The organism is Rhizobium sp. NFACC06-2 (assembly GCF_900101425.1).
GTDB classification, from domain to species: Bacteria; Pseudomonadota; Alphaproteobacteria; order Rhizobiales; family Rhizobiaceae; genus Agrobacterium; species Agrobacterium leguminum.
Map to the genome: position 1 here is coordinate 115,286 of NZ_FMVA01000008.1, position 19,764 is coordinate 135,049.

The window sequence follows — 19,764 nt, forward strand, 5'->3', positions numbered from 1 at the left end:
TGACGCGGGCGCAAACGATGCTGAGCGGTTCCTCAGAGCCCGGCGAGAGCGAGCGGTTCGGGGCCGGCAGATTGCTGCACCGGACGCGCGGGAAGCTGCGCGCCGGGAATATTGATGCTGGTCGAGGTCATGGTCTCGTCGATGCCCGAGCCTTGAGAATCGGTTCCGTAAATCTCCGTGACGGCCGCAGCCGTCAGCTCCGCCGGCGTTCCATCGAAGACGACGCGGCCCTGAGACATGCCGATGATGCGTTCGCAATAATTGCGTGCCGTATCCAGCGTATGCAGGTTGGTAATAACGGTAATGCCCTCGCGTTCATTGATGTCGCGCAGCGCGTCCATCACGATCTTGGCGTTCAGCGGGTCGAGGGAAGCGATAGGCTCGTCGGCCAGAACCATCTTCGGAGACTGCATCAGGGCGCGGGCGATGGCGACGCGCTGCTGCTGACCGCCGGAAAGCGTGCCGGCCGCCTGCATGGCCACATGTTCGATGCCAAGCCTTTCCAGGGCGGCGATGGCCATCAGGCGCTCGTCATTGGTGAAGATATTGAACAGGCTGAGCGCCGTCGAGCGATGATTGAGGCGGCCGAGCATGACATTGGTGAGCACATCGAGACGCGGCACCAGATTGAACTGCTGGAAAATCATGGCGCAGTCGCGCTGCCAGCTACGAAGCGCCGCGCCCTTCAGCGCCGAAACTTCCGTGTCGTTGAAATGGATGGAACCCGAGGACGGATCGACGAGGCGGTTGATCATGCGCAGCAGCGTCGATTTTCCCGCACCCGAGCGTCCGATCACGCCGACCATCTGGCCCTGCGGAATTTCGACATTCACGGAATCGACCGCAGTGTGGTTGCCGAAACGGCGCGTGACTTGCTTCAGGTGAAAGCTCATTTCCCCGTCCAATCTTCTTTTTGACGGGGTTCGGCGTAACAGCGGTGCGTGAAGTGTGGATGTCAGTTTGATGAATAAAATATTACAGATTTCAAGGATCTCGCGTCCGCCTGTTTGCCGACAAAGCTTTCGGGAGGAATCTTGGACCGTTCAAATCCGCGTGTCTTTTGTGATCGCATAAACAAAAATCCCGGGGGTGCCCCGGGATTTGCAGGTGTTCGGCAGAGGGAGATTTCATCCGCCATATTTCGCGACGAAATCCTCGGCGTCCAGATTACGGAAATCGTCGAGAGCGACGCGCAATGTCGCGTGGTCCCAGTCCCACCACTTCAGATTATCCATTTGCCGGCCCAGTTCCGCCGGGAAGCGCTCCCGGATCAGCCGGGCGGGCACGCCGCCGACGATGGTATAGGGCGCGACATCTTTTGAGACGACTGCACCCGCCCCGATCACCGCGCCATTTCCGACCGTGACGCCGGGCAGGATCGTCGCACCATGGCCGATCCACACATCATGGCCGATGATCACGCGCTTGGCGCGGCGCGCGGCGAAGAAGTCCGTCTCATCCTCCGCATCGTCCCAATAGCTGTGGGCACGATAGGTGAAGTGATGCAGCGTCGCCCGTTGCATCGGGTGATTGGTGGCGTTGATGCGGACGGAAGCGGCGATGTTGACGAATTTGCCGATGGTGGCGCACCAGATCGCACCATCCTGCATGACATAGGAGTAGTCGCCCATCTCGACTTCCTCGATGCGGCAGCGTTCCGAAATTTCGGTATAGCGGCCAATCGAGGAATTGCTGACACGGGCGGTCTCATGGATGACGGGTTCCAGGCCGACCTTGACGCTCATGCCGCTGCCTTTCTGGGAGAAAACTGTGAGACGTCCAGAATGCGGTCGGCGACGGCTTCCCGCACCTCCTCGTCATGGAAAATGCCGAGCAGTGCCGTGCCCTTCTGTTTTTTCTCGACGATCATATCGACGACGACACGCCGGTTAAGGGCGTCCAGCGAGGCTGTCGGCTCGTCCAGAAGCAGGATCGCATGGTCGGTGATGAAACCGCGCGCGATATTCACACGCTGCTGCTCGCCGCCCGAAAAGGTCGCCGGCGGAAGCGACCATAGTTCCCGTGGCAGGTTGAGTTTCGAAAGCAGCATGGCTGCATGTTCGCGGGCTTCATCGGCGGTAACCTTGCGCGCCAGAAGCGGTTCTGCGACGACATCTATGGCAGCGACACGCGGCACGGTGCGCAGGAACTGGCTGACATAACCGATGGTGCGGTGACGGATATCGAGGATCGTGCGCGGGGAGGCGTTGCCGATATCGACGACCTGGCCCTCATGACGGACGAGAATCTGCCCGCTGTCGATGGCATAGTTGCCATAGAGCATTTTCAGGATCGAGCTTTTGCCGATGCCGGACGGGCCGCCGAGCACGACACATTCGCCGCCGCAAACGGAGAAATTGACATCGCGCACAACGGGCAATTCGATACCGTCGCGAAGATGCATGGTGAAGCTTTTGAAGACTTCCGAAACGATAAGAGGCGTCGGCATGGCATCAAACCTGCAGAATAGAGGAAACAAGCAATTGCGTGTAGGGCTCGCGCGGGTCGTCCAGCACCCGGTCGGTCAGACCATGTTCGATGACATCGCCGCCCTTCATCACCATCATGCGATGGGAAAGCAGCCGCGCCACCGCCAGATCATGGGTGACGACGACGACGGCGAGACCGAGATCGTTGACCAGACCGCGTACCAGATCGAGCAGGCGCGCCTGCACGGAGACATCAAGGCCGCCGGTCGGTTCGTCCATGAAGACGAGGCGCGGCGAAGTGACGAGGTTGCGGGCAATCTGCAGACGCTGCCGCATGCCGCCGGAAAAGGCGCGCGGCTGGTCGTCGATGCGGTCGGTGCCGATTTCCACCCGTTCCAGCCATTCGCTGGCCGATTGCCTGATATTGCCGTAATGCCGGTTGCCGACGGCCATCAGCCGCTCGCCCACGTTGGCGCCTGCCGAAACCGCCATGCGCAGCCCGTCCGCCGGGTTCTGGTGCACGAAACCCCAGTCGGTCCGCATCAGGAAACGCCGTTCGGCCTCGCCCATATGGTAGAGGTCACGTACCGAACCGTCGCGCATGCGATATTCCACGCTGCCCGCCGTCGGCATCAGCCGGGTGGAAATGCAGTTGAGAAGCGTGGTCTTGCCGGAACCGGATTCGCCGACGATGGCAAGCACCTCGCCCGGATAAAGCTCGAAGGAGACATGGCGGCAGCCGGCGCGGTCATCGTAATATTTGGAAACGTCTCTAACTTTCAGAAGCGGTGCGTCGCTCATTCTGCGGCCTCCTTCACATCCGCCAGCAGGTGGCCCTTATGGCCATGGGCGCGGCGGTCCTCGCAATGGTCGGTATCGGAGCAGACGAACATCCGCCCGCCCTTATCATTAAGCACCACCTCGTCCAGATAGACATTCTCCGCACCGCACAGCGCGCAGGGCTTGTCGAAGCGCTGGATTTCGAAGGGATGGTCCTCGAAATCGAGGCTGACGACGTCGGTATAGGGTGGCACGGCATAGATGCGCTTTTCGCGTCCTGCGCCGAAGAGCTGCAGGGCGTCCGACATATTCATTTTCGGATTGTCGAATTTCGGCGTCGGCGAGGGGTCCATCACATAACGTCCGGCAACCTTCACCGGATAGGCATAGGTGGTGGAGATGCGGCCGTTGCGGGCGATATCCTCGTAAAGCTTTACGTGCATCAGGCCGTATTCCTCCAGCGCGTGCATGACACGCGTTTCGGTCTCGCGCGGCTCGAGGAAGCGCAAGGGCTCGGGAATGGGAACCTGATAGACGAGGACCTGACCCGAATGCAGTTCTTCTTCGGGAATGCGATGCCGCGTCTGGATGATGCTCGCATCCTTGGTGCGGGTGGTGACGGCAACATTCGCTACCTTCTGGAAAAAGGCGCGGATGGAAACCGCATTGGTCGTGTCGTCGGCGCCCTGATCGATAACCTTCAGCACATCGTCTGGGCCGAGAATGGAGGCGGTTACCTGCACACCGCCGGTGCCCCAGCCATAGGGCATGGGCATTTCGCGGGAAGCGAAGGGAACCTGATAACCGGGAATGGCGATGGCCTTCAGGATCGCCCGGCGGATCATTCGCTTGGTCTGTTCGTCCAGATAAGCGAAGTTGTAGGCAGCCAGCCCGTCGTCAAATGAAACTTCTTCAAGCATTGCGCGTTAGCCTTGTGAAAAAAGGAGTACAAGCTCATGGAGATTGGAATTCTTGCAGCCGTGTTCTTTGCTGTGTTTGCAGCATCGACCGTCTTTTGCGCTTACTGGTTTGGCGAGCAGCACAGCCGCTGAGCTATTCGGCCGCATCGCCCATCCACTCCGCGCCATTGGCGTTGATCGCCTCGAAATCGGCACGCATTTTCCTGACCAGACCGAGTTCGGCCTGAAAATCCACGTAATGCGGCAGTTTCAGATGTTCGACGAAACCTGTTGCCTGAACGTTGTCGGCGTGTGAAATGACGAATTCCTCGTCCTGCGCGGGGGCCACCACATCTTCGCCGAATTCGCCTGCCCGCAGCGCCCGGTCGACCAGCGACATGGCCATCGCCTTGCGCTCGCTCTGGCCGAACACCAGACCGTAGCCGCGTGTGAATTGCGGCGGCGCCTTGGCCGAACCCTTGAACTGGTTGACCATCTGGCATTCGGTGACCTGTATATCGCCAAGCGAGACGGCAAAGCCGAGTTCCGGCACCTCCAGTTCCACCTCCACCTCGCCGATGCGGATTTCACCGACGAAGGGATGGGTGCGGCCGTAACCGCGCTGCGTCGAATAAGCGAGTGCCAGAAGGAAACCCTCGTCACCGCGCGCCAGCGATTGCAGGCGCAGGTCACGCGGCATTGGAAACTCCATCGGCTCCCGCGTTAGGTCGCCGGCAATATGGTCAGCCGGCATATCGCCGTCGGTTTCGATTAGCCCTTCCTGCGCCAGAATGTCTGAAACGCGCATAACATGTTCCGGCTCGCCTTCGCGCTGGGTGGCTGTCTCAACGGCCTCATCCTCGAGAAGCGAAGGATCAAGCAGGCGATGGGTGTAATCGAAGGTCGGTCCGAGCAATTGTCCGCCCGGCAAATCCTTATAGGTCGCGGAAACGCGCCGCTGCACCGTCATGTCAGCGGTATCGACCGGAACCGAGTAACCGAAACGCGGCAGGGTCGTGCGATAGGCGCGCAGCAGGAATATGGCCTCAATCATGTCGCCGCGGGCCTGCTTGACGGCAAGGGCTGCAAGCGACTGGTCGTAAAGAGACGCTTCCGCCATCACCCGGTCGACGGCGAGTGAAAGCTGCGAAACGATCTGCGACACTGTCATCGCGGGCAGGTCGCGGTCTCCGCGCCGCCTGTCGGCCAGAAGCCGGTGGGCGTTGGCAATGGCGGTTTCCCCGCCTTTGACAGCAACATACATCTTATGCCTCCACGGGTTGAATGCGCGTCGTGCGCGGCAGGCAGACAAATCTGTCGGCGGATGTCAGGATGACGTCGACGCCGCGCGGGAAGATGGCGTTGTTCTCCGCCCACAGCCTCGGGAATATGTCCGGCAGGCCGGTGGGACTGATGATGTTGACGTGGCGGATACCGGGACCAGAGAGCAGCAATTCCCGTCCCCCATCCAGATCAGGCAGCTCGATGATGAGCGTGGTGGAGCGGTCGGGATATTCCTGACTTCCCTGGGCGAAGAGACCGAAGGAGGCTATGGCGCTGCCCGCTTCGATGACGGCGAAATGCGCCGCGCTTTTTTCATCCGTCGCAACCGCGCCGGTATGAAATCCGATCCAGCCGGGGACGGTTGTTTTCCGCAGGGCGCCGCTCAGCCAGACCGGCGTATCGTGATCGCAGAGCGCCAACAGGACCGCGCCGGTGGCGGGGGCGAGAGGCAATGGTGGGGCGACTGCGGTTTCGATTGTCTGCGGCGTGCCCGGCCGGGCCATGCCATCCATGAGTTTCTTGAAAATCCGTTGGGAATCGAAGACGGCGTCGGAAAAACCGCCCGTCAATGCTTCGGCCTTGACGCTCATCAATCTTCTCCTCGAACCATGGTGAAGAAATCGACCCGTGTTGCAGCGGTTTCTTTTTTTTTCCTGTCCTTCTCCTCGGCCAGTCGTTTCTCGACCGGTGAAAGAAGCTCGGTCTCGACAAAGCTGCGGGTCGGGCTTTCCTGCCAGAGCGCATCGAAAACGGCGGCGTACCAGGCCTTCTTGCGGCCGGTGCCGAGAACATGGGCGTGACCGACGGTGCCCGAGGCAAGCTTGACGGTTGCCCGGGTCACGGTCGTCTCGCCCAGATTGAAGGGCGCGCCGCCGCCGCCGATACGGCCCTTGACCATGACGAGACCGGTTTCCGGCCCGCGTACATTTTCCGTCCGGGGGCTCTCATCCTGCCGGTTCCAGACGGTTTCGAGTTCCTGCACGTTGGCGCGGGCAAGAAGCGCCGCCACCCGCTTTCTGTCTGCATGCAAGTCTGCAGTTTCGTGAATCATTGCTTGACCTCTAATGTCTATTGATATAGACAACTATACAATATAAGGTACATTTAACGGTCGTGAATGACAAGCGTGTGACATGGGCCCTTCGGCAGCGATGAAAAGAAAGAACGGCGTGGCGCTCTGGCGGCAGATCGCCGACAGGATCAGAGGCGAGATCGCGGCGGGCGATCACGATGAAACCGGCATGTTGCCGCCGGAAATGATGCTGGCCGAAAAATTCGGCGTCAACCGTCATACCGTCCGAAGCGCTATTGCGGCGCTGGCCAGTGAAGGCATTCTCGAGCCCATGCAGGGGCGCGGTACGATGATCGCCCGCAAGGAGCGCCTGAGTTTTCCGATTTCACGGCGCACGCGATTTACGGCGGGCATCGGCGATCAGGTCAAGGAAATGGAAGCGCTGCTTCTGTCCCACACGACCGAACCGGCCAATGCCGATCTGGCGGCGCGGCTGCAATTGCCGGCGGGTGCGCCGCTCATACGTCTCGAAACGCTGCGCAAGGCCGATAACCGCCCGGTTTCCCGTTCGACCACATGGTTCCCGGCCGATCGTTTCGCCGGAATAGGAGAGGCCTATCAGAAGAGCGGCTCGATTACGGCTGCCTTCAATATGCTGGGGGTGGCGGATTACGTGCGTATTTCAACCGTCATCTCCGCCAGCCATGCGGACACGCAGGATCTGGCCGATCTGGAACTGTCGCCGGGCGCAATCCTGCTCGTCACCCAGGCGCTGAATGCCGATATGGATGGCGTACCGGTGCAATACGCCATCAGCCGCTTCTCGGCCGATACGGTCGAATTCACGGTGGAGAATTAAGGCGAAGCTTACTCCGCCTGCGAAAGCCCCAGCACATCCAGCATCGAATAGAAGCCTGGCTTTTTGTCGAAGGCCCAGACGGCTGCAGCAATCGCGCCGCGTGCGAAAATGGAGCGGTCGCCGGCATAGTGCGAAAGCTCCACGCGCTCGCCCTCTCCGGCGAAGATCACCGAATGTTCGCCGATCACCGAGCCGCCACGCAGCGTGGCAAAACCGATGGTCCCGGCTTCACGCGCACCCGTATGCCCGTCGCGTACGCGCACCGAGGAGGCGGTGAGATCGACCTTGCGGCCCGCTGCCGCCGCCTCGCCGAGCAGAAGGGCGGTGCCCGAGGGCGCATCCACCTTGTGCTTGTGATGCATTTCAAGGATTTCGATATCCCAGTTCTGCGCATCCAGCGCCTGCGCTGCCTGCTGTGTGAGAACACTGAGCAGATTGACGCCGAGGCTCATATTGCCCGACTTGACGATGCGGGCATGGCGCGACGCCGCCTTGAATTTTTCCTCGTCTTCCGCCGAGCAGCCCGTGGTGCCGATGATATGCACGATACGGGCCTGTGCGGCGAGGCCGGCAAAGGTGACGCTGGTTGCCGGCGAAGTGAAATCGATCACCCCTTCCGCATGGAGAAATGCCTGCAGCGGATCGCTGGTGATCGCGACGCCGATCGGGCCGAGACCGGCGATCTCGCCCGCATCGCGGCCGACAAAGGCAGAGCCTTCGCGCGCCACGGCGGCGTGCAGCTGGACGCCGGGGGTCTGGTGAATGAGGCGGATCAGCGCCTGCCCCATGCGGCCCGCCGCGCCGACCACCACCAGTTTCATGCCGCTGCTGCCCATGCTGTCACTCACTTTTCATCTCGGGCGGATCGAGATCCGCCGGTATTTGTCGATTGATGTTTGCAGCAGCGACGTTAAAGACCGCCCGCCTGCTTCGCAAGCATCACGTAAGAACAGGCCGGGCGATCAAGCCCTCCAGCGTCGTCCGTCCAGTGACAGGCCGAAATCGGATGGCGTTCTCGAATAGGTGGCAAGCCCGGAAAGCGCCGCCTGCGGATGGGTGACGACGAAGGTGGGAATGGTCCGCATCAGCGCGCTGTGCGGCGCCTTGTCTTCGAAGGCGGCCCGGAATTCCGGGCTCTTCAGCGCCGGAATGATCTTCTGCGAAATGCCGCCGGCCAGATAGACACCGCCCTTGGCCATGAAGATCAGCGCGAGGTCACCGGCGACGCGGCCGAGATAGGTGCTGAAAAGGGACAGGGTCTCTTTCGCCTGCGGATTCTCGCCCGAAAGCCCTTGAGACGTAATGTCGGCCGGATCGGAAAAGACAGGCTCGATGCCATCTGCGGTGCAGACGGCCCGGTAAAGATTGACAAGCCCGCGCCCGCACAGGATTTGCTCACCGGCGACACGGCCCTCGATGGTTTCGATATGCGGGAAAACCGCATAGTCACGCGCGCTTCTCGGGCCGATATCGATATGCCCGCCTTCGCCGGGCACCGGAAACCACATATGGCGGGCATAGACCAGCCCGGCGACACCAAGCCCTGTGCCCGGTCCGAGCACGACGCGCGATGCCAGCACGTCTTTTTTGCCGGAGCCGATGGCGTCGCGGTTATCGTCGTCAAGCGCTGCAATCGCCAGAGCCTGCGCCTCGAAGTCGTTGATGACGATGACATCCTTCAGGCCAAGATTGGCCAGCATGTCCTTTGGCTTGACGACCCAATGGCAGTTGGTGAGCGGAATCTCGTCACCTTCGATCGGGCCGGCAATCGCCAGAATGGTCGAGACCGGCTGGAGCGAGGTCTTGTCCAGAACCGCCTGCTGGATGGCGTCGTCGATGGTCGGATATTCCGCCGTCTTCACGGTGGTGAGGTGCACCGGTTCGGCAAAGGAATCGATCAGAATGGAAAAGCGGGCATTGGTGCCGCCGATGTCGCCAAGAAGGATCGGAAAGGACAGATATTCGGTATCGGACGTCTTCGGCATTGCCTGTTCCATGTTGGGAGGTTCAGTTGGCGACGTGGAAGTCGATGAGATTTTCTGCGGTGGCGCGGTTGAGCGCCATGGGAATATCGTAAACCGTAGCAAGCCGCGTCAGCGCCTTCACATCCACATCATGCGGCATGGCCGTCAGCGGGTCTGTGAAGAAGATCAGCATGTCCACCTCGCCGGTGGCGATCATCGCGCCGATCTGCTGGTCGCCGCCGAGAGGACCGCTTTTGAGGCGAATGACTTCGAGACCCGGACAGGCTTCCTGCACGCGCCCGCCCGTCGTGCCGGTGGCGACGATCCTGAAACCGGCAAGCGCTTTCTGGTGATGACGGGCGAAATCCGCCATATCGTCCTTTTTCTCGTCATGAGCGATGAGCGCGATACAGCGTTGTCCTTCCATGGTCCCAGCCCGTTCCATCAAGAATTAAATCGATTTGAAGCCTTCTATAACAGCTTGCCGCCATTTGAAAAGGGAAGCTGTTGAATGCCTCATTTCTGTTTCAGTTCAATGTCGGGCGCTGGGTGGGAAGCGGAATATCCGAAGGCGGCTGCAGGGCGGGGGCTGCCTGAATGACCTGTTCCACGCTTTGCTGGCGTGTTGCCGGAGCAGGCGAATAGGCCTGGGCCGCAAGTCCCTCGGGATTGGCGGAAGGGGCGGCAGCCACGGCGGCGCAGGCCGAGGGCAGATCGGAAACCATGACCGGGCGCGGTTTCACCGGCTTGGCATTGGGGTCCTTTTTCGGCGGCGCCCATGGTTCCTTGCTGAACCACCAGGCAAGCGACTTGTCGCAGCCGTCGCCTTTGCCCACAGCCGCCTGTGGTTTGCAGTTGGGCGCGCCGGGCGGGCATTCGAGACGGATGTGGAAATGCTCGTCATGGCCGTAGATCGGCCTGATCTTGCCCATGAACGTGCGGTCGCCCGTCCATGTCTGGCAGAGTTTCTGCTTGATGGCCGGGTTGACGAAGACACGCTCCACCTGCGGGTAGCTCGCCGCCATCATCACCAGCCGGGCATTGAGCGGTGACCACTTGCGGTCATCGACCGTCAGGAACTTGCTCTTGTCCAGCATGGAGATGAAAGGCACGGTTTCGCGCTGTTCCGCGGTGAGCCGCGGGGTCGGCATCGGCCGCCACCATATGTCGACATCGAGGCCGATCTGGTGCGAAGCATGGCCGGTCAGCATCGGCCCGCCGCGCGGCTGGGAAATATCGCCCAGCAGCAGGCCCGGCCAGCCGATCTTCTGGGCATCCTGCGAAAATTGTTCGAGGAAGGAAATCATCTGCGGCTGGCCCCAGCGCCGGTTGCGGGAAAGGCGCATGGCCTGCCAGCCGGGACCGTCCGTCGGCATGGCGATGGCGCCGGACTGGCAGCCCTTGGCATAGGAGCCGATCGGCTGCGAGCCCGTGGCGGAAGGCAGCGCCATGTGGCCGAACACTTCTTTCGCGGGCCTGTCCTCGGCCGATGCGGTTTCCATCTGCAACTGCAGCGCGGAGACGACCGAAATCGCCAGCATGGCCGCCTTGAAAACTCTCGATGATCCCGCCGTCATATCGTCGTGCCCGTCCGATCAGATGATTCTCTTCCCCTTAAGATAAACTGGAACGGGATTTTGTTGAAACCATGTTTCGCCCCGCCTGTTGCAAAGTGGGAGGATAAGGACGCCGATAAAGAGCTTGTGAGCCAGCGCATCTGTTTTTTGCCAATCTTTGTTTTATGCTCTCTTCAACAAACGCGAAAACAGGGACATTCCCCCGATGATATTGGCACCACTGAAATCCCGTCTCCTCATTGCTCTTGCGGCATCCGCCCTGCTGATACCGGCGGCGGCCTCCGCACAATCGGCCGATGTATGGCGAAAGGGGATTTCGACGGTCGGGGAACTGAAACATCCCGATGGCTTCGATCATTTCGACTATGTGAACACCAAGGCGCCGAAAGGCGGCACGCTTCGCCTGTCGACGGCGGGCACCTTCGATACCCTCAATCCGCTGCTTGCCAAGGGGGAGGCGGCGACCGGCCTTTCGCTCGTTTTCGATACGTTGATGAAATCGACGGAAGAGGAACTGTCGGCCTCCTACGGTCTTCTGGCCGAGGGCGTGAGCTACCCGGACGATATTTCGAAAGCCACCTTCCGGCTGCGCGCCGAGGCCAAATGGGCCGATGGCAAGCCGGTGACGCCGGAGGATGTCGTCTTCAGCTTCGAAAAAGCCAAGGATCTGAGCCCGCAGCTGGCGACCTATTACACCCATGTCACCAAGGCGGAGGTGAGCGGCGAAAGGGACATCACCTTCACTTTCGATGAAAAGAACAATCGCGAATTGCCGCAGATCGTCGGGCAATTGCTGATCGTTCCCAAGCACTGGTGGGAAGCCGCCGGCCCGGATGGCAAGCCGCGCGACATATCGCGAGGCACGCTGGAGCCGGTGATGGGTTCCGGCCCCTACAAGATTGCCTCAGTCTCTCCCGGCTCGACAATCGCTTACGAACGCCGCGACGACTACTGGGGCAAGAACGTCAATGTGAATGTGGGGATGAACAATTTCAAAACCATCGCCTACACCTTCTTCGCCGATCAGGATGTCGAATTCCAGGCCTTCAAGTCCGGCACCGTCGATTTCCGCCAGGAAGCCTCCTCCAGCCGCTGGGTCACGGGTTATGATTTCCCGGCCGTCAAGGAAGGCCGCGTCAAGAAGGAAGAACTGCCGAATATCTATCGTTCCGTCGGCATCATGCAGGCCTTCGTGCCGAATATGCGCCGCGAAAAGTTCCAGAACCCGAACCTGCGCAAGGCACTCAATTACGCCTTCGATTTCGAGGAGCTGAACCGCACCTTGGCTTACGGCCAGTTCCAGCGCATCAACAGCTTCTTCATGGGCAGCGAGCTGGCCTCTTCCGGGCTGCCGACCGGTCGCGAGCTGGAAATCCTTCAGGAACTGAAGGATCAGGTTCCGCCGGAGGTTTTCACGACAGAATATCGCAACCCGGTCGCCGGTGATCCGGCCAAGCAGCGCGACAATCTGCGGGAAGCGGTCAAGCTGATGAAAGAGGCCGGTTACGAGCTGCGCGGCAACCGCATGGTCAACGCCAAAACCGGACAGCCGCTCGATATGGAGTTTCTGATCGATTCCGCCGGCATGGAAAGAACCATCCTTCCCTATGTGCAGAACCTGAAGAAGATCGGCATCAACGCGACGATTCGGACCGTTGACGCATCGCAATATACCAACCGCACCCGCAGCTTCGATTATGACGTGATCGTCAAGCTCTGGGCGACCTCGGCAAACCCCGGAAACGAACAGGCGGATTTCTGGGGCTCGGCCGCCGCTGACCGGCAGGGGTCCAACAATATTGCCGGCATCAAGAATCCAGCCGTCGATGCGTTGGTCAGGAAGGTCATATTTGCGCCCAACCGGGATGAACAGGTGGCCGCCGCACGCGCGCTCGACCGGGTACTTCTGGCAAACAGTTACGTCATCCCGCAATTCTACCGCGGTGAGATGTTCATCGCTTACTGGAACACGCTTATCCGTCCGGAAAACCTGCCCCAATATGGTGTCGGTTTTCCCGATGCATGGTGGTCCAGCCAAGCCGGAAACTGACGCCGGCCTTGCTTTCGTGGCGAAGGCTTGATTCACATAGGGCGAGACGAATCGCTTAAAGCGCAGGCAGGCGCTTTCAGGAAAGGACCGGGTTTGACAGAAACGAAAACCGCTGACGTATCGGCCGGGAGCAGAGGCTGATGGGCGCCTATATCCTCAGACGTCTGGCGCTGATGATCCCGACCATCATCGGCATTATGGGCATTTCGTTTCTCGTCATCCAGTTCGCGCCGGGCGGGCCGGTGGAACAGGTCGTCGCGCAATTGACCGGGCAGGGCGACAGCGCCTCCGACCGGCTATCGGGCGGCGGCGATCTCATGGGCCAGTCCGGCGGTTTCGATGATAGCGGTTCGAAATATCGCGGTGCGCAGGGTCTCGATCCGGAACTGATCGCCAAGCTCGAAAAACAGTTCGGCTTCGACAAGCCGCCGCTCACCCGTTTTCTCGAAATGATGTGGAATTACATCCGCTTCGATTTCGGTGACAGCTTCTTCCGCAATTCCTCGGTGATCGATCTCATCATCGACAAGCTGCCGGTCTCGGCCTCGCTCGGCTTCTGGATCCTGATCATTTCCTACATCATCTCCATTCCGCTCGGCATCAAGAAGGCCGTGTCCGACGGTTCGACCTTTGATGTCTGGACCTCGGGCATCATCATCATCGGTTATGCCGTGCCAAGCTTCCTGTTCGGTATCCTGCTCATCGTCCTCTTCGCCGGCGGATCCTTCTTCGACTGGTTTCCGCTCCGGGGGCTGGTGTCGGATAATTTCGACCAGCTGAACTGGTGGCAGAAGATCATCGACTATTTCTGGCATCTTACACTGCCGTTGATCGCGCTGTCGCTCTCTGCCTTCGCGACGACGACGCTTTTGACCAAAAACTCCTTCATCGACGAGATCAAGAAGCAATATGTCATCACCGCCCGAGCCAAGGGTCTTACGGAACGCAAGGTTCTCTACGGCCATGTCTTCCGCAACGCGATGCTGATCGTGATCGCCGGCTTTCCCGGCGCCTTCATCTCGGCCTTCTTCACCGGATCGCTGCTGATCGAGAATATCTTCTCGCTCGACGGTCTAGGTCGCCTCGGTTATCTCTCGGTCGTCAACCGTGACTACCCGATCGTGTTCGGCACGCTCTTCATCTTCTCACTGATGGGCCTCCTGGTCGGCCTCATTTCCGACCTGATCTATACATGGATCGATCCACGTATCGATTTCGAGCGGAGGGATGTGTGATGACACTTGCCCATACCGCCGAAACGGAAACGCTGGTAAAATCGAAGCGCCCGTGGTTTTCGCCGACCACCAAGCGCCGCTGGCAGAATTTCAAGGCAAACCGGCGCGGTTACTGGTCCTTCTGGCTGTTCCTGATCCTGTTTTTCCTGAGCCTGATTGCGGAATTCATCGCCAATGACAAACCCATTCTCGCTTCCTACAAGGGCGAGTTGCTGGTGCCGGTCATGGTGGATTATCCGGAGGAAAAATTCGGCGGGTTCCTTGCCCAGACCGATTACAAATCCTCCTTCATTCAGGATGAGATCAACGCCAATGGCTGGATGATCTGGCCGCCAATCCGCTATTCCTATCAGACGGTCAATTCCAATATTCCCCATTCGGCGCCCACTGCGCCCTTCTGGCTGATGGATAAAAAGGATCGCTGCTCGGCTTACCCGCAGGGCGATGCCGATCCCGGCTGCACGCTTGGCAATCTCAACTGGCTCGGAACCGACAATCAGGCCCGCGACGTCACGGCGCGGATGATCTACGGTTTCCGCATTTCCGTGCTGTTCGGCCTGACGCTGACCATCGCGTCGGCCCTTGTCGGCGTCACTGCCGGTGCTATCCAGGGTTATTTCGGCGGTTGGACTGACCTCTTGTTGCAGCGTTTCATCGAAATCTGGTCGTCCATGCCGGTGCTCTACATCCTGCTCATCATCGCGGCCATCCTGCCGCCGGGCTTCTTCGTGCTGCTCGGCATCATGCTGCTCTTTTCATGGGTCGGCTTCGTCGGCATCGTGCGCGCCGAATTCCTGCGGGCCAGAAACTTCGAATATGTCCGCGCCGCCCGTGCGCTTGGCGTCGGCAACTGGACAATCATGTTCCGCCACCTTCTGCCCAACGCCATGGTGGCGACGCTGACCTTCCTGCCCTTCATCTTATCCGGTTCGATCACGACGCTGACCTCGCTCGATTTCCTCGGCTTCGGCATGCCGCCCGGATCGCCGTCGCTGGGCGAGATGATCGCGCAGGGCAAGAACAATCTTCAGGCCCCCTGGCTTGGCCTCACTGCGTTTTTCACCATGTCCATCATGCTCTCACTGTTGATTTTCGTCGGTGAAGCGGTGCGCGACGCCTTCGATCCACGCAAGACGTTCCGGTGATCGCCATGACGGAAACAAAGACCCAACCGCTTCTCTCCGTCCGCGATCTCTCCGTCGCTTTTCATCAGGGCGGCGCGACGAGCATCGCCGTCGACCACGTCTCCTTCGATCTGATGCCGGGCGAAGTCGTCGCTCTCGTCGGCGAGTCCGGTTCCGGCAAATCGGTCACGGCGAATTCCATTCTCAAATTGCTGCCCTATCCGGCGGCAAGCCATCCCTCGGGGAAAATCCTGTTCGACGGCAAGGACATGCTGACTTTGCCGGAACGCTCCCTGCGCGCGGTCCGCGGCAACGACGTCACCATGATTTTCCAGGAGCCGATGACCTCGCTCAACCCGCTCCACACCATCGAGCGGCAGATCGGCGAGATTCTGGAACTGCATCAGGCAATCACCGGAGCGCAGGCACGGGCGCGCACGCTGGAACTGCTGCTGCAGGTGGGTATCCGCGAACCGGAAAAGCGCCTGAAGGCCTATCCGCATGAACTGTCCGGCGGCCAGCGGCAGCGCGTGATGATTGCCATGGCGCTTGCCAACCGGCCGAAACTGCTGATCGCCGACGAACCGACGACGGCGCTCGACGTGACGGTTCAGGCCCAGATTCTCGAGTTGCTCGGCGATCTGAAAAGGCAGCACGGCATGTCCATGCTGTTCATCACCCACGATCTTGGCATCGTTCGCAAATTTGCGGATCGCGTCTGCGTCATGACCAAGGGCAAGATTGTCGAGACTGGCACCGTGGAGCAGGTTTTCAACGATCCGCAGCACGCCTATACGCGCCATCTTCTGGCGGCAGAGCCGAAGGGCGAGCCTCCCCATTCCGACGCCAGCAAACCCGTGGTCATGCAGGGCGACGATATCAAGGTCTGGTTTCCCATCAAGGCGGGGCTGATGCGCCGGGTGGTCGACCATGTGAAGGCGGTGGACGGTATCGATATTACCCTGCGTGCCGGCCAGACGGTCGGCGTGGTGGGCGAATCCGGCTCCGGCAAGACGACGCTCGGCCTTGCGCTCTCGCGGTTGATTGCCTCACAAGGGCGTATCAGCTTTATCGGCCAGTCGATCGACCACTATTCCTATGAAATGATGAAGCCGCTGAGAAACCGGCTGCAGGTGGTGTTTCAGGATCCCTATGGGTCGCTCAGCCCACGCATGTCGGTCGGCGAAATCGTCGCCGAGGGCTTGAAGGTGCATGAGCGGTCTCTGTCTGCCGACGAGCGCGATACGCGTGTCGCCACCGCGCTGGAAGAGGTCGGTCTCGACCCCGCGACGCGCTGGCGGTATCCGCACGAATTTTCCGGCGGCCAGCGCCAGCGCATCGCCATTGCCCGCGCCATGGTGCTGAAACCGCGTTTCGTCATGCTGGATGAGCCGACATCCGCGCTTGACATGAGCGTGCAGGCGCAGGTGGTCGATCTGCTGCGCGATCTGCAGGCGAAGCACGAACTCGCCTATCTCTTCATCAGCCACGATCTGAAGGTCGTGAAGGCGCTCGCCAACGACCTGATCGTCATGCGCCATGGCAAGGTGGTGGAGAGCGGCCCGGCGGCGGAAATCTTCGCCGACCCGCAGCAGGACTATACCAAGGCGCTGCTGGCGGCCGCCTTCAACATCGAAGCGATGAAAACGAAGGCGATAAGCCAGTAGGCCGCATTGCTGTTTCTGTTAAGGTGATGATTTTTATGTTGCTTCGCGGAAAATGCCGACCCATGTTGAGGGGCATGTGATGCGGAAACGGATTGATTGTCATGGCAGCGGATGTGATCGTTTTGGGGGCAGGGATCATCGGGGTCTCCATCGCCCTGCAACTGGCCCGCAGGGGTAAGTCGGTGGTGCTGGTCGACCGGCGCGGGCCGGGTGAGGAGACCTCCTTCGGCAATGCCGGGCTGATTCAGAGAGAAGGCGTCGTGCCTTATACCTTCCCGCAGGATCTCGCCCTGTTGCTGCGCTATTCCCTTAACAACAGCATCGATGCCCGCTATCACCTCTCCGCTTTGCCGAAGATTGCGCCTTTTCTCGGCCGCTATTGGTACAATTCCGCAGCCTCGCGCCACGCGGCAATTGCCCGCGCCTATGCGCCGCTGATCGAGCATTCGGTTTCGGAGCACAATATCCTGATCGAGGAGGCGAAAGCCGGCGATCTGATCGTCAAGAACGGCTGGATGGAGGCGTACAGAACCGCCGCGAGGCGGGATGCCGATTTTGCTTTCGCCGAGCGTCTGGCGCGTGACCACGGTATTTGCCATACGAAACTCGACGCCGAGGAACTTGCCGCAGCCGAACCGCATCTCAGCCATGATTTCGTCGGCGGCCTGAAATGGAACGATCCCTGGTCGGTGCGTGATCCGCATGCGCTGACGCTCGCTTATGTTCGGCTGTTCGAGAGCCTTGGCGGAAGTTTCGTCCGCGGTGATGCCTCCACCCTCAGCCAGACGGTGAGCGGTTGGACGGTGCGCACCGAAACCGGCGCGGTCGAGGCCGAACATGCCGTGGTGGCGCTAGGCCCCTGGGCAGACACCGTCACGGAACGGCTGGGTTACCGCTTTCCGCTCGGCGTGAAACGCGGTTACCACATGCATTATGCGCCGCAGGAGGGCACGAAGCTCAATAACTGGCTGATCGACGCCGAGCGCGGTTATTTCCTCGCGCCGATGCGAAAGGGCATCCGCCTGACGACGGGCGCGGAATTTGCCGAACGCGATGCACCGAAATCTCCCGTGCAGATCGAGCGGGCAGAGCGGGTGGCGCGCACCGTCTTTCCTCTCGGCGGCCGGCTGGATGCGGAACCGTGGATGGGTGCGAGGCCCTGCACGCCGGATATGATGCCGATAATCGGCAGAGCGCCGCGCCATAAAACATTGTGGTTTGCTTTCGGCCACGCCCACCATGGCCTCACACTTGGGCCGATCACCGGCCGTGTGCTGGCGGAAACCATGCTTGGCGAAACGTCGGTTATCGCCATCGACGCCTATCGCCCGGAAAGGTTCAATCCCTGATAGCTAAATCCGCTGGCCTTCCGGGGACAGGCCACGTAACATGGTCGCGTGCAAAGGGAAAAGGGGCAAAACGTCATCATGGTGGCGAGGTTTCTCATCTATCAGCAGCAGGACGACTTTCGTTAGCGCAACTCGCTGCGCATGAAACGAGATGGAAACGGCTTGCTGGTGCATGATGGATGATATTGAAAACGCAAAGAAATTTTTCGCCGATAATCCCGATATCGAAATTCTCGAAGCTTTCGTCATAGATGCGAACGGCGTGCCGCGCGGCAAGTGGATTCCGCGCGAACGGGCAATTGACGTTCTTGAGAAAGGAATGGCCATTCCCCGTTCGGTCTATGCGCTGGATATCTGGGGCCGGGATGTGCATGCTGCAGGTCTTGCGGAAGGCACGGGCGATCCGGACGGTTTTTGTTTCCCCGTTCCAGGCACGCTGTCGCGCGTGACATGGCTTGGCCGCCCAACGGCACAGGTTCTGCTGGCAATGAAAAACCCGGATGGAACCGGCTTTTATGGCGATCCGCGCCATGTGCTGGCGCAGGTTCTGGGCGCCTATAAAAAGGCCGGCCTCACCCCGGTCGTGGCGACCGAACTGGAGTTTTACCTGATCGATCCCGTCCGCTCCGCGCTCGATCCCGTTCGTCCGCCGCACAGCCGTGAGGGTCGGTGGCATACGGGCCAGACACAGGTTCTGTCGATTTCCGAACTGCAGGATTTCGAGGACGTCTTCCATGATATTGCCACGGCCTGCCGCGCACAGGGCGTGCTAGCCGATACGACGTTGCGGGAGAATGGTCCCGGCCAATATGAGATCAATCTCAACCATGTGCCGGATGCATTGCAGGCGGCTGATTTCGCCGTCTTCCTGAAACGCATCGTCAAGGGCGTGGCGCGGCGGCATGATCTCGACGCCACCTTCATGGCCAAGCCTTACGGGTTGCAGGCCGGCAATGGCATGCACGTGCATTTTTCCGTTCTCGACAGGGATGGCAGGAACATCTACGCCGGAGAGGACGGTCCATCGGATGCCTTGATGCATTCGGTCGGCGGCCTCTTGGAAAACATGGGTGAAAGCATGGCGATCTTCGCACCCCATGCCAATTCCTATCGTCGCCTGACACCCAGCGAACACGCACCGACCTACGCCTCCTGGGGCATCGACAACCGCTCGGCGGCTGTGCGTGTCATCGTTGCCAGCAAGGCCGCGACGCGTATCGAACACCGGGTCGCCGGCGCCGATACCAATCCCTATCTGGTCCTCGCGATGATCCTCAGCGCTGCGCTTGCCGGCATGAAGGAGAAGCGCCAGCCTGGTGGCGCGATTGCCGGCGACAGCCACGCGATCAATCACGAGCCGCTGCCCACCAACTGGGACTATGCGTTGCAGCGCTTCACGCGGTCGAGCTTTGCCTATGCGACGCTTGGCCAGAAGTATCGCACGCTGTTTTCCGCCTGCAAACAGCAGGAGCTTTCCGAATTTTCCCTGCGTGTAACCGACGTCGAATATGACGCCTATATCAGGACGGTGTGAA

Annotated in this window: 19 protein-coding genes; 7 read left to right on the forward strand and 12 right to left on the reverse strand. The window is 60.2% G+C overall.

The features are described from left to right. Window positions 1–32: 32 nt before the first annotated feature. The 8 genes from phnC to phnG all read right to left on the reverse strand — a co-directional run bounded on the left by phnC (window position 33) and on the right by phnG (window position 6,443). On the reverse strand, window positions 33–893 hold the full coding sequence (gene phnC / locus F3H58_RS15230) for a phosphonate ABC transporter ATP-binding protein (protein WP_003524414.1): 861 nt from the start codon (window positions 891–893) through the stop codon (window positions 33–35). A gap of 234 nt (window positions 894–1,127) precedes the next feature. Continuing rightward, window positions 1,128–1,745: a transferase hexapeptide repeat family protein gene (locus F3H58_RS15235; protein ID WP_149742766.1), complete on the reverse strand. Its 618-nt coding sequence runs from the start codon at window positions 1,743–1,745 to the stop codon at window positions 1,128–1,130. Beyond that, window positions 1,742–2,449 carry a phosphonate C-P lyase system protein PhnL gene (gene phnL, locus F3H58_RS15240; RefSeq protein ID WP_149742767.1) on the reverse strand — a complete coding sequence of 236 codons (708 nt, stop codon included), beginning with the start codon at window positions 2,447–2,449 and terminating at the stop codon, window positions 1,742–1,744. The genes F3H58_RS15235 and phnL overlap by 4 nt, the downstream gene beginning before the upstream one ends. A gap of 4 nt (window positions 2,450–2,453) precedes the next feature. After that, window positions 2,454–3,230 carry a phosphonate C-P lyase system protein PhnK gene (gene phnK, locus F3H58_RS15245; protein ID WP_149742768.1) on the reverse strand — a complete coding sequence of 259 codons (777 nt, stop codon included), beginning with the start codon at window positions 3,228–3,230 and terminating at the stop codon, window positions 2,454–2,456. Then, on the reverse strand, window positions 3,227–4,129 hold the full coding sequence (locus F3H58_RS15250) for an alpha-D-ribose 1-methylphosphonate 5-phosphate C-P-lyase PhnJ (protein WP_149742769.1): 903 nt from the start codon (window positions 4,127–4,129) through the stop codon (window positions 3,227–3,229). Before F3H58_RS15250 ends, phnK begins: the two co-directional genes overlap by 4 nt. A gap of 133 nt (window positions 4,130–4,262) precedes the next feature. Continuing rightward, window positions 4,263–5,372, reverse strand: coding sequence for a carbon-phosphorus lyase complex subunit (locus F3H58_RS15255; protein WP_149742770.1), 1,110 nt, complete (start codon window positions 5,370–5,372; stop codon window positions 4,263–4,265). A 1-nt stretch (window position 5,373) separates the two neighbouring features. Then, window positions 5,374–5,982, reverse strand: coding sequence for a phosphonate C-P lyase system protein PhnH (gene phnH, locus F3H58_RS15260; protein WP_188128934.1), 609 nt, complete (start codon window positions 5,980–5,982; stop codon window positions 5,374–5,376). Beyond that, complete coding sequence (phnG, locus tag F3H58_RS15265) at window positions 5,982–6,443, reverse strand: phosphonate C-P lyase system protein PhnG (RefSeq protein WP_149742772.1); 462 nt, start codon at window positions 6,441–6,443, stop codon at window positions 5,982–5,984. The genes phnH and phnG overlap by 1 nt, the downstream gene beginning before the upstream one ends. 82 nt (window positions 6,444–6,525) lie before the next feature. Between phnG and phnF the strand changes: the two genes are divergently transcribed. Continuing rightward, on the forward strand, window positions 6,526–7,263 hold the full coding sequence (gene phnF, locus F3H58_RS15270) for a phosphonate metabolism transcriptional regulator PhnF (RefSeq protein WP_078051423.1): 738 nt from the start codon (window positions 6,526–6,528) through the stop codon (window positions 7,261–7,263). An 8-nt stretch (window positions 7,264–7,271) separates the two neighbouring features. Here the strand turns inward: phnF and dapB are convergent, their stop codons facing one another. From dapB to mepA, 4 genes are all read right to left on the reverse strand, one after another. Next, window positions 7,272–8,099, reverse strand: a complete 828-nt coding sequence (dapB, locus tag F3H58_RS15275) for a 4-hydroxy-tetrahydrodipicolinate reductase (protein ID WP_149742873.1) — start codon at window positions 8,097–8,099, stop codon at window positions 7,272–7,274. Between the two features lie 126 nt (window positions 8,100–8,225). Further along, a complete protein-coding gene (locus F3H58_RS15280) occupies window positions 8,226–9,248 on the reverse strand; it encodes a glucokinase (RefSeq protein WP_149742773.1) in 1,023 nt (340 codons plus the stop codon). Window positions 9,249–9,270: 22 nt separating this feature from the next. Then, complete coding sequence (locus tag F3H58_RS15285; RefSeq protein ID WP_003524431.1) at window positions 9,271–9,654, reverse strand: methylglyoxal synthase; 384 nt, start codon at window positions 9,652–9,654, stop codon at window positions 9,271–9,273. Between the two features lie 100 nt (window positions 9,655–9,754). Beyond that, a complete protein-coding gene (gene mepA, locus F3H58_RS15290; protein WP_149742774.1) occupies window positions 9,755–10,804 on the reverse strand; it encodes a penicillin-insensitive murein endopeptidase in 1,050 nt (349 codons plus the stop codon). Window positions 10,805–11,009: 205 nt separating this feature from the next. On the opposite strand from mepA, the gene F3H58_RS15295 reads away from it, so the two are divergent. From F3H58_RS15295 to F3H58_RS15320, 6 genes are all read left to right on the forward strand, one after another. Then, a complete protein-coding gene (locus F3H58_RS15295) occupies window positions 11,010–12,854 on the forward strand; it encodes an extracellular solute-binding protein (protein ID WP_149742775.1) in 1,845 nt (614 codons plus the stop codon). Between the two features lie 140 nt (window positions 12,855–12,994). Further along, a complete protein-coding gene (locus F3H58_RS15300; protein WP_149742776.1) occupies window positions 12,995–14,089 on the forward strand; it encodes a microcin C ABC transporter permease YejB in 1,095 nt (364 codons plus the stop codon). Continuing rightward, window positions 14,089–15,234: an ABC transporter permease gene (locus F3H58_RS15305; RefSeq protein WP_149742777.1), complete on the forward strand. Its 1,146-nt coding sequence runs from the start codon at window positions 14,089–14,091 to the stop codon at window positions 15,232–15,234. The genes F3H58_RS15300 and F3H58_RS15305 overlap by 1 nt, the downstream gene beginning before the upstream one ends. A gap of 5 nt (window positions 15,235–15,239) precedes the next feature. After that, a complete protein-coding gene (locus F3H58_RS15310; RefSeq protein WP_149742778.1) occupies window positions 15,240–16,880 on the forward strand; it encodes an ABC transporter ATP-binding protein in 1,641 nt (546 codons plus the stop codon). 101 nt (window positions 16,881–16,981) lie between these two features. Beyond that, window positions 16,982–18,229, forward strand: a complete 1,248-nt coding sequence (locus F3H58_RS15315; RefSeq protein WP_149742779.1) for an NAD(P)/FAD-dependent oxidoreductase — start codon at window positions 16,982–16,984, stop codon at window positions 18,227–18,229. 172 nt (window positions 18,230–18,401) lie between these two features. Then, complete coding sequence (locus F3H58_RS15320; protein ID WP_188128935.1) at window positions 18,402–19,763, forward strand: glutamine synthetase family protein; 1,362 nt, start codon at window positions 18,402–18,404, stop codon at window positions 19,761–19,763. The last annotated feature ends 1 nt before the right edge of the window (window position 19,764 follow it).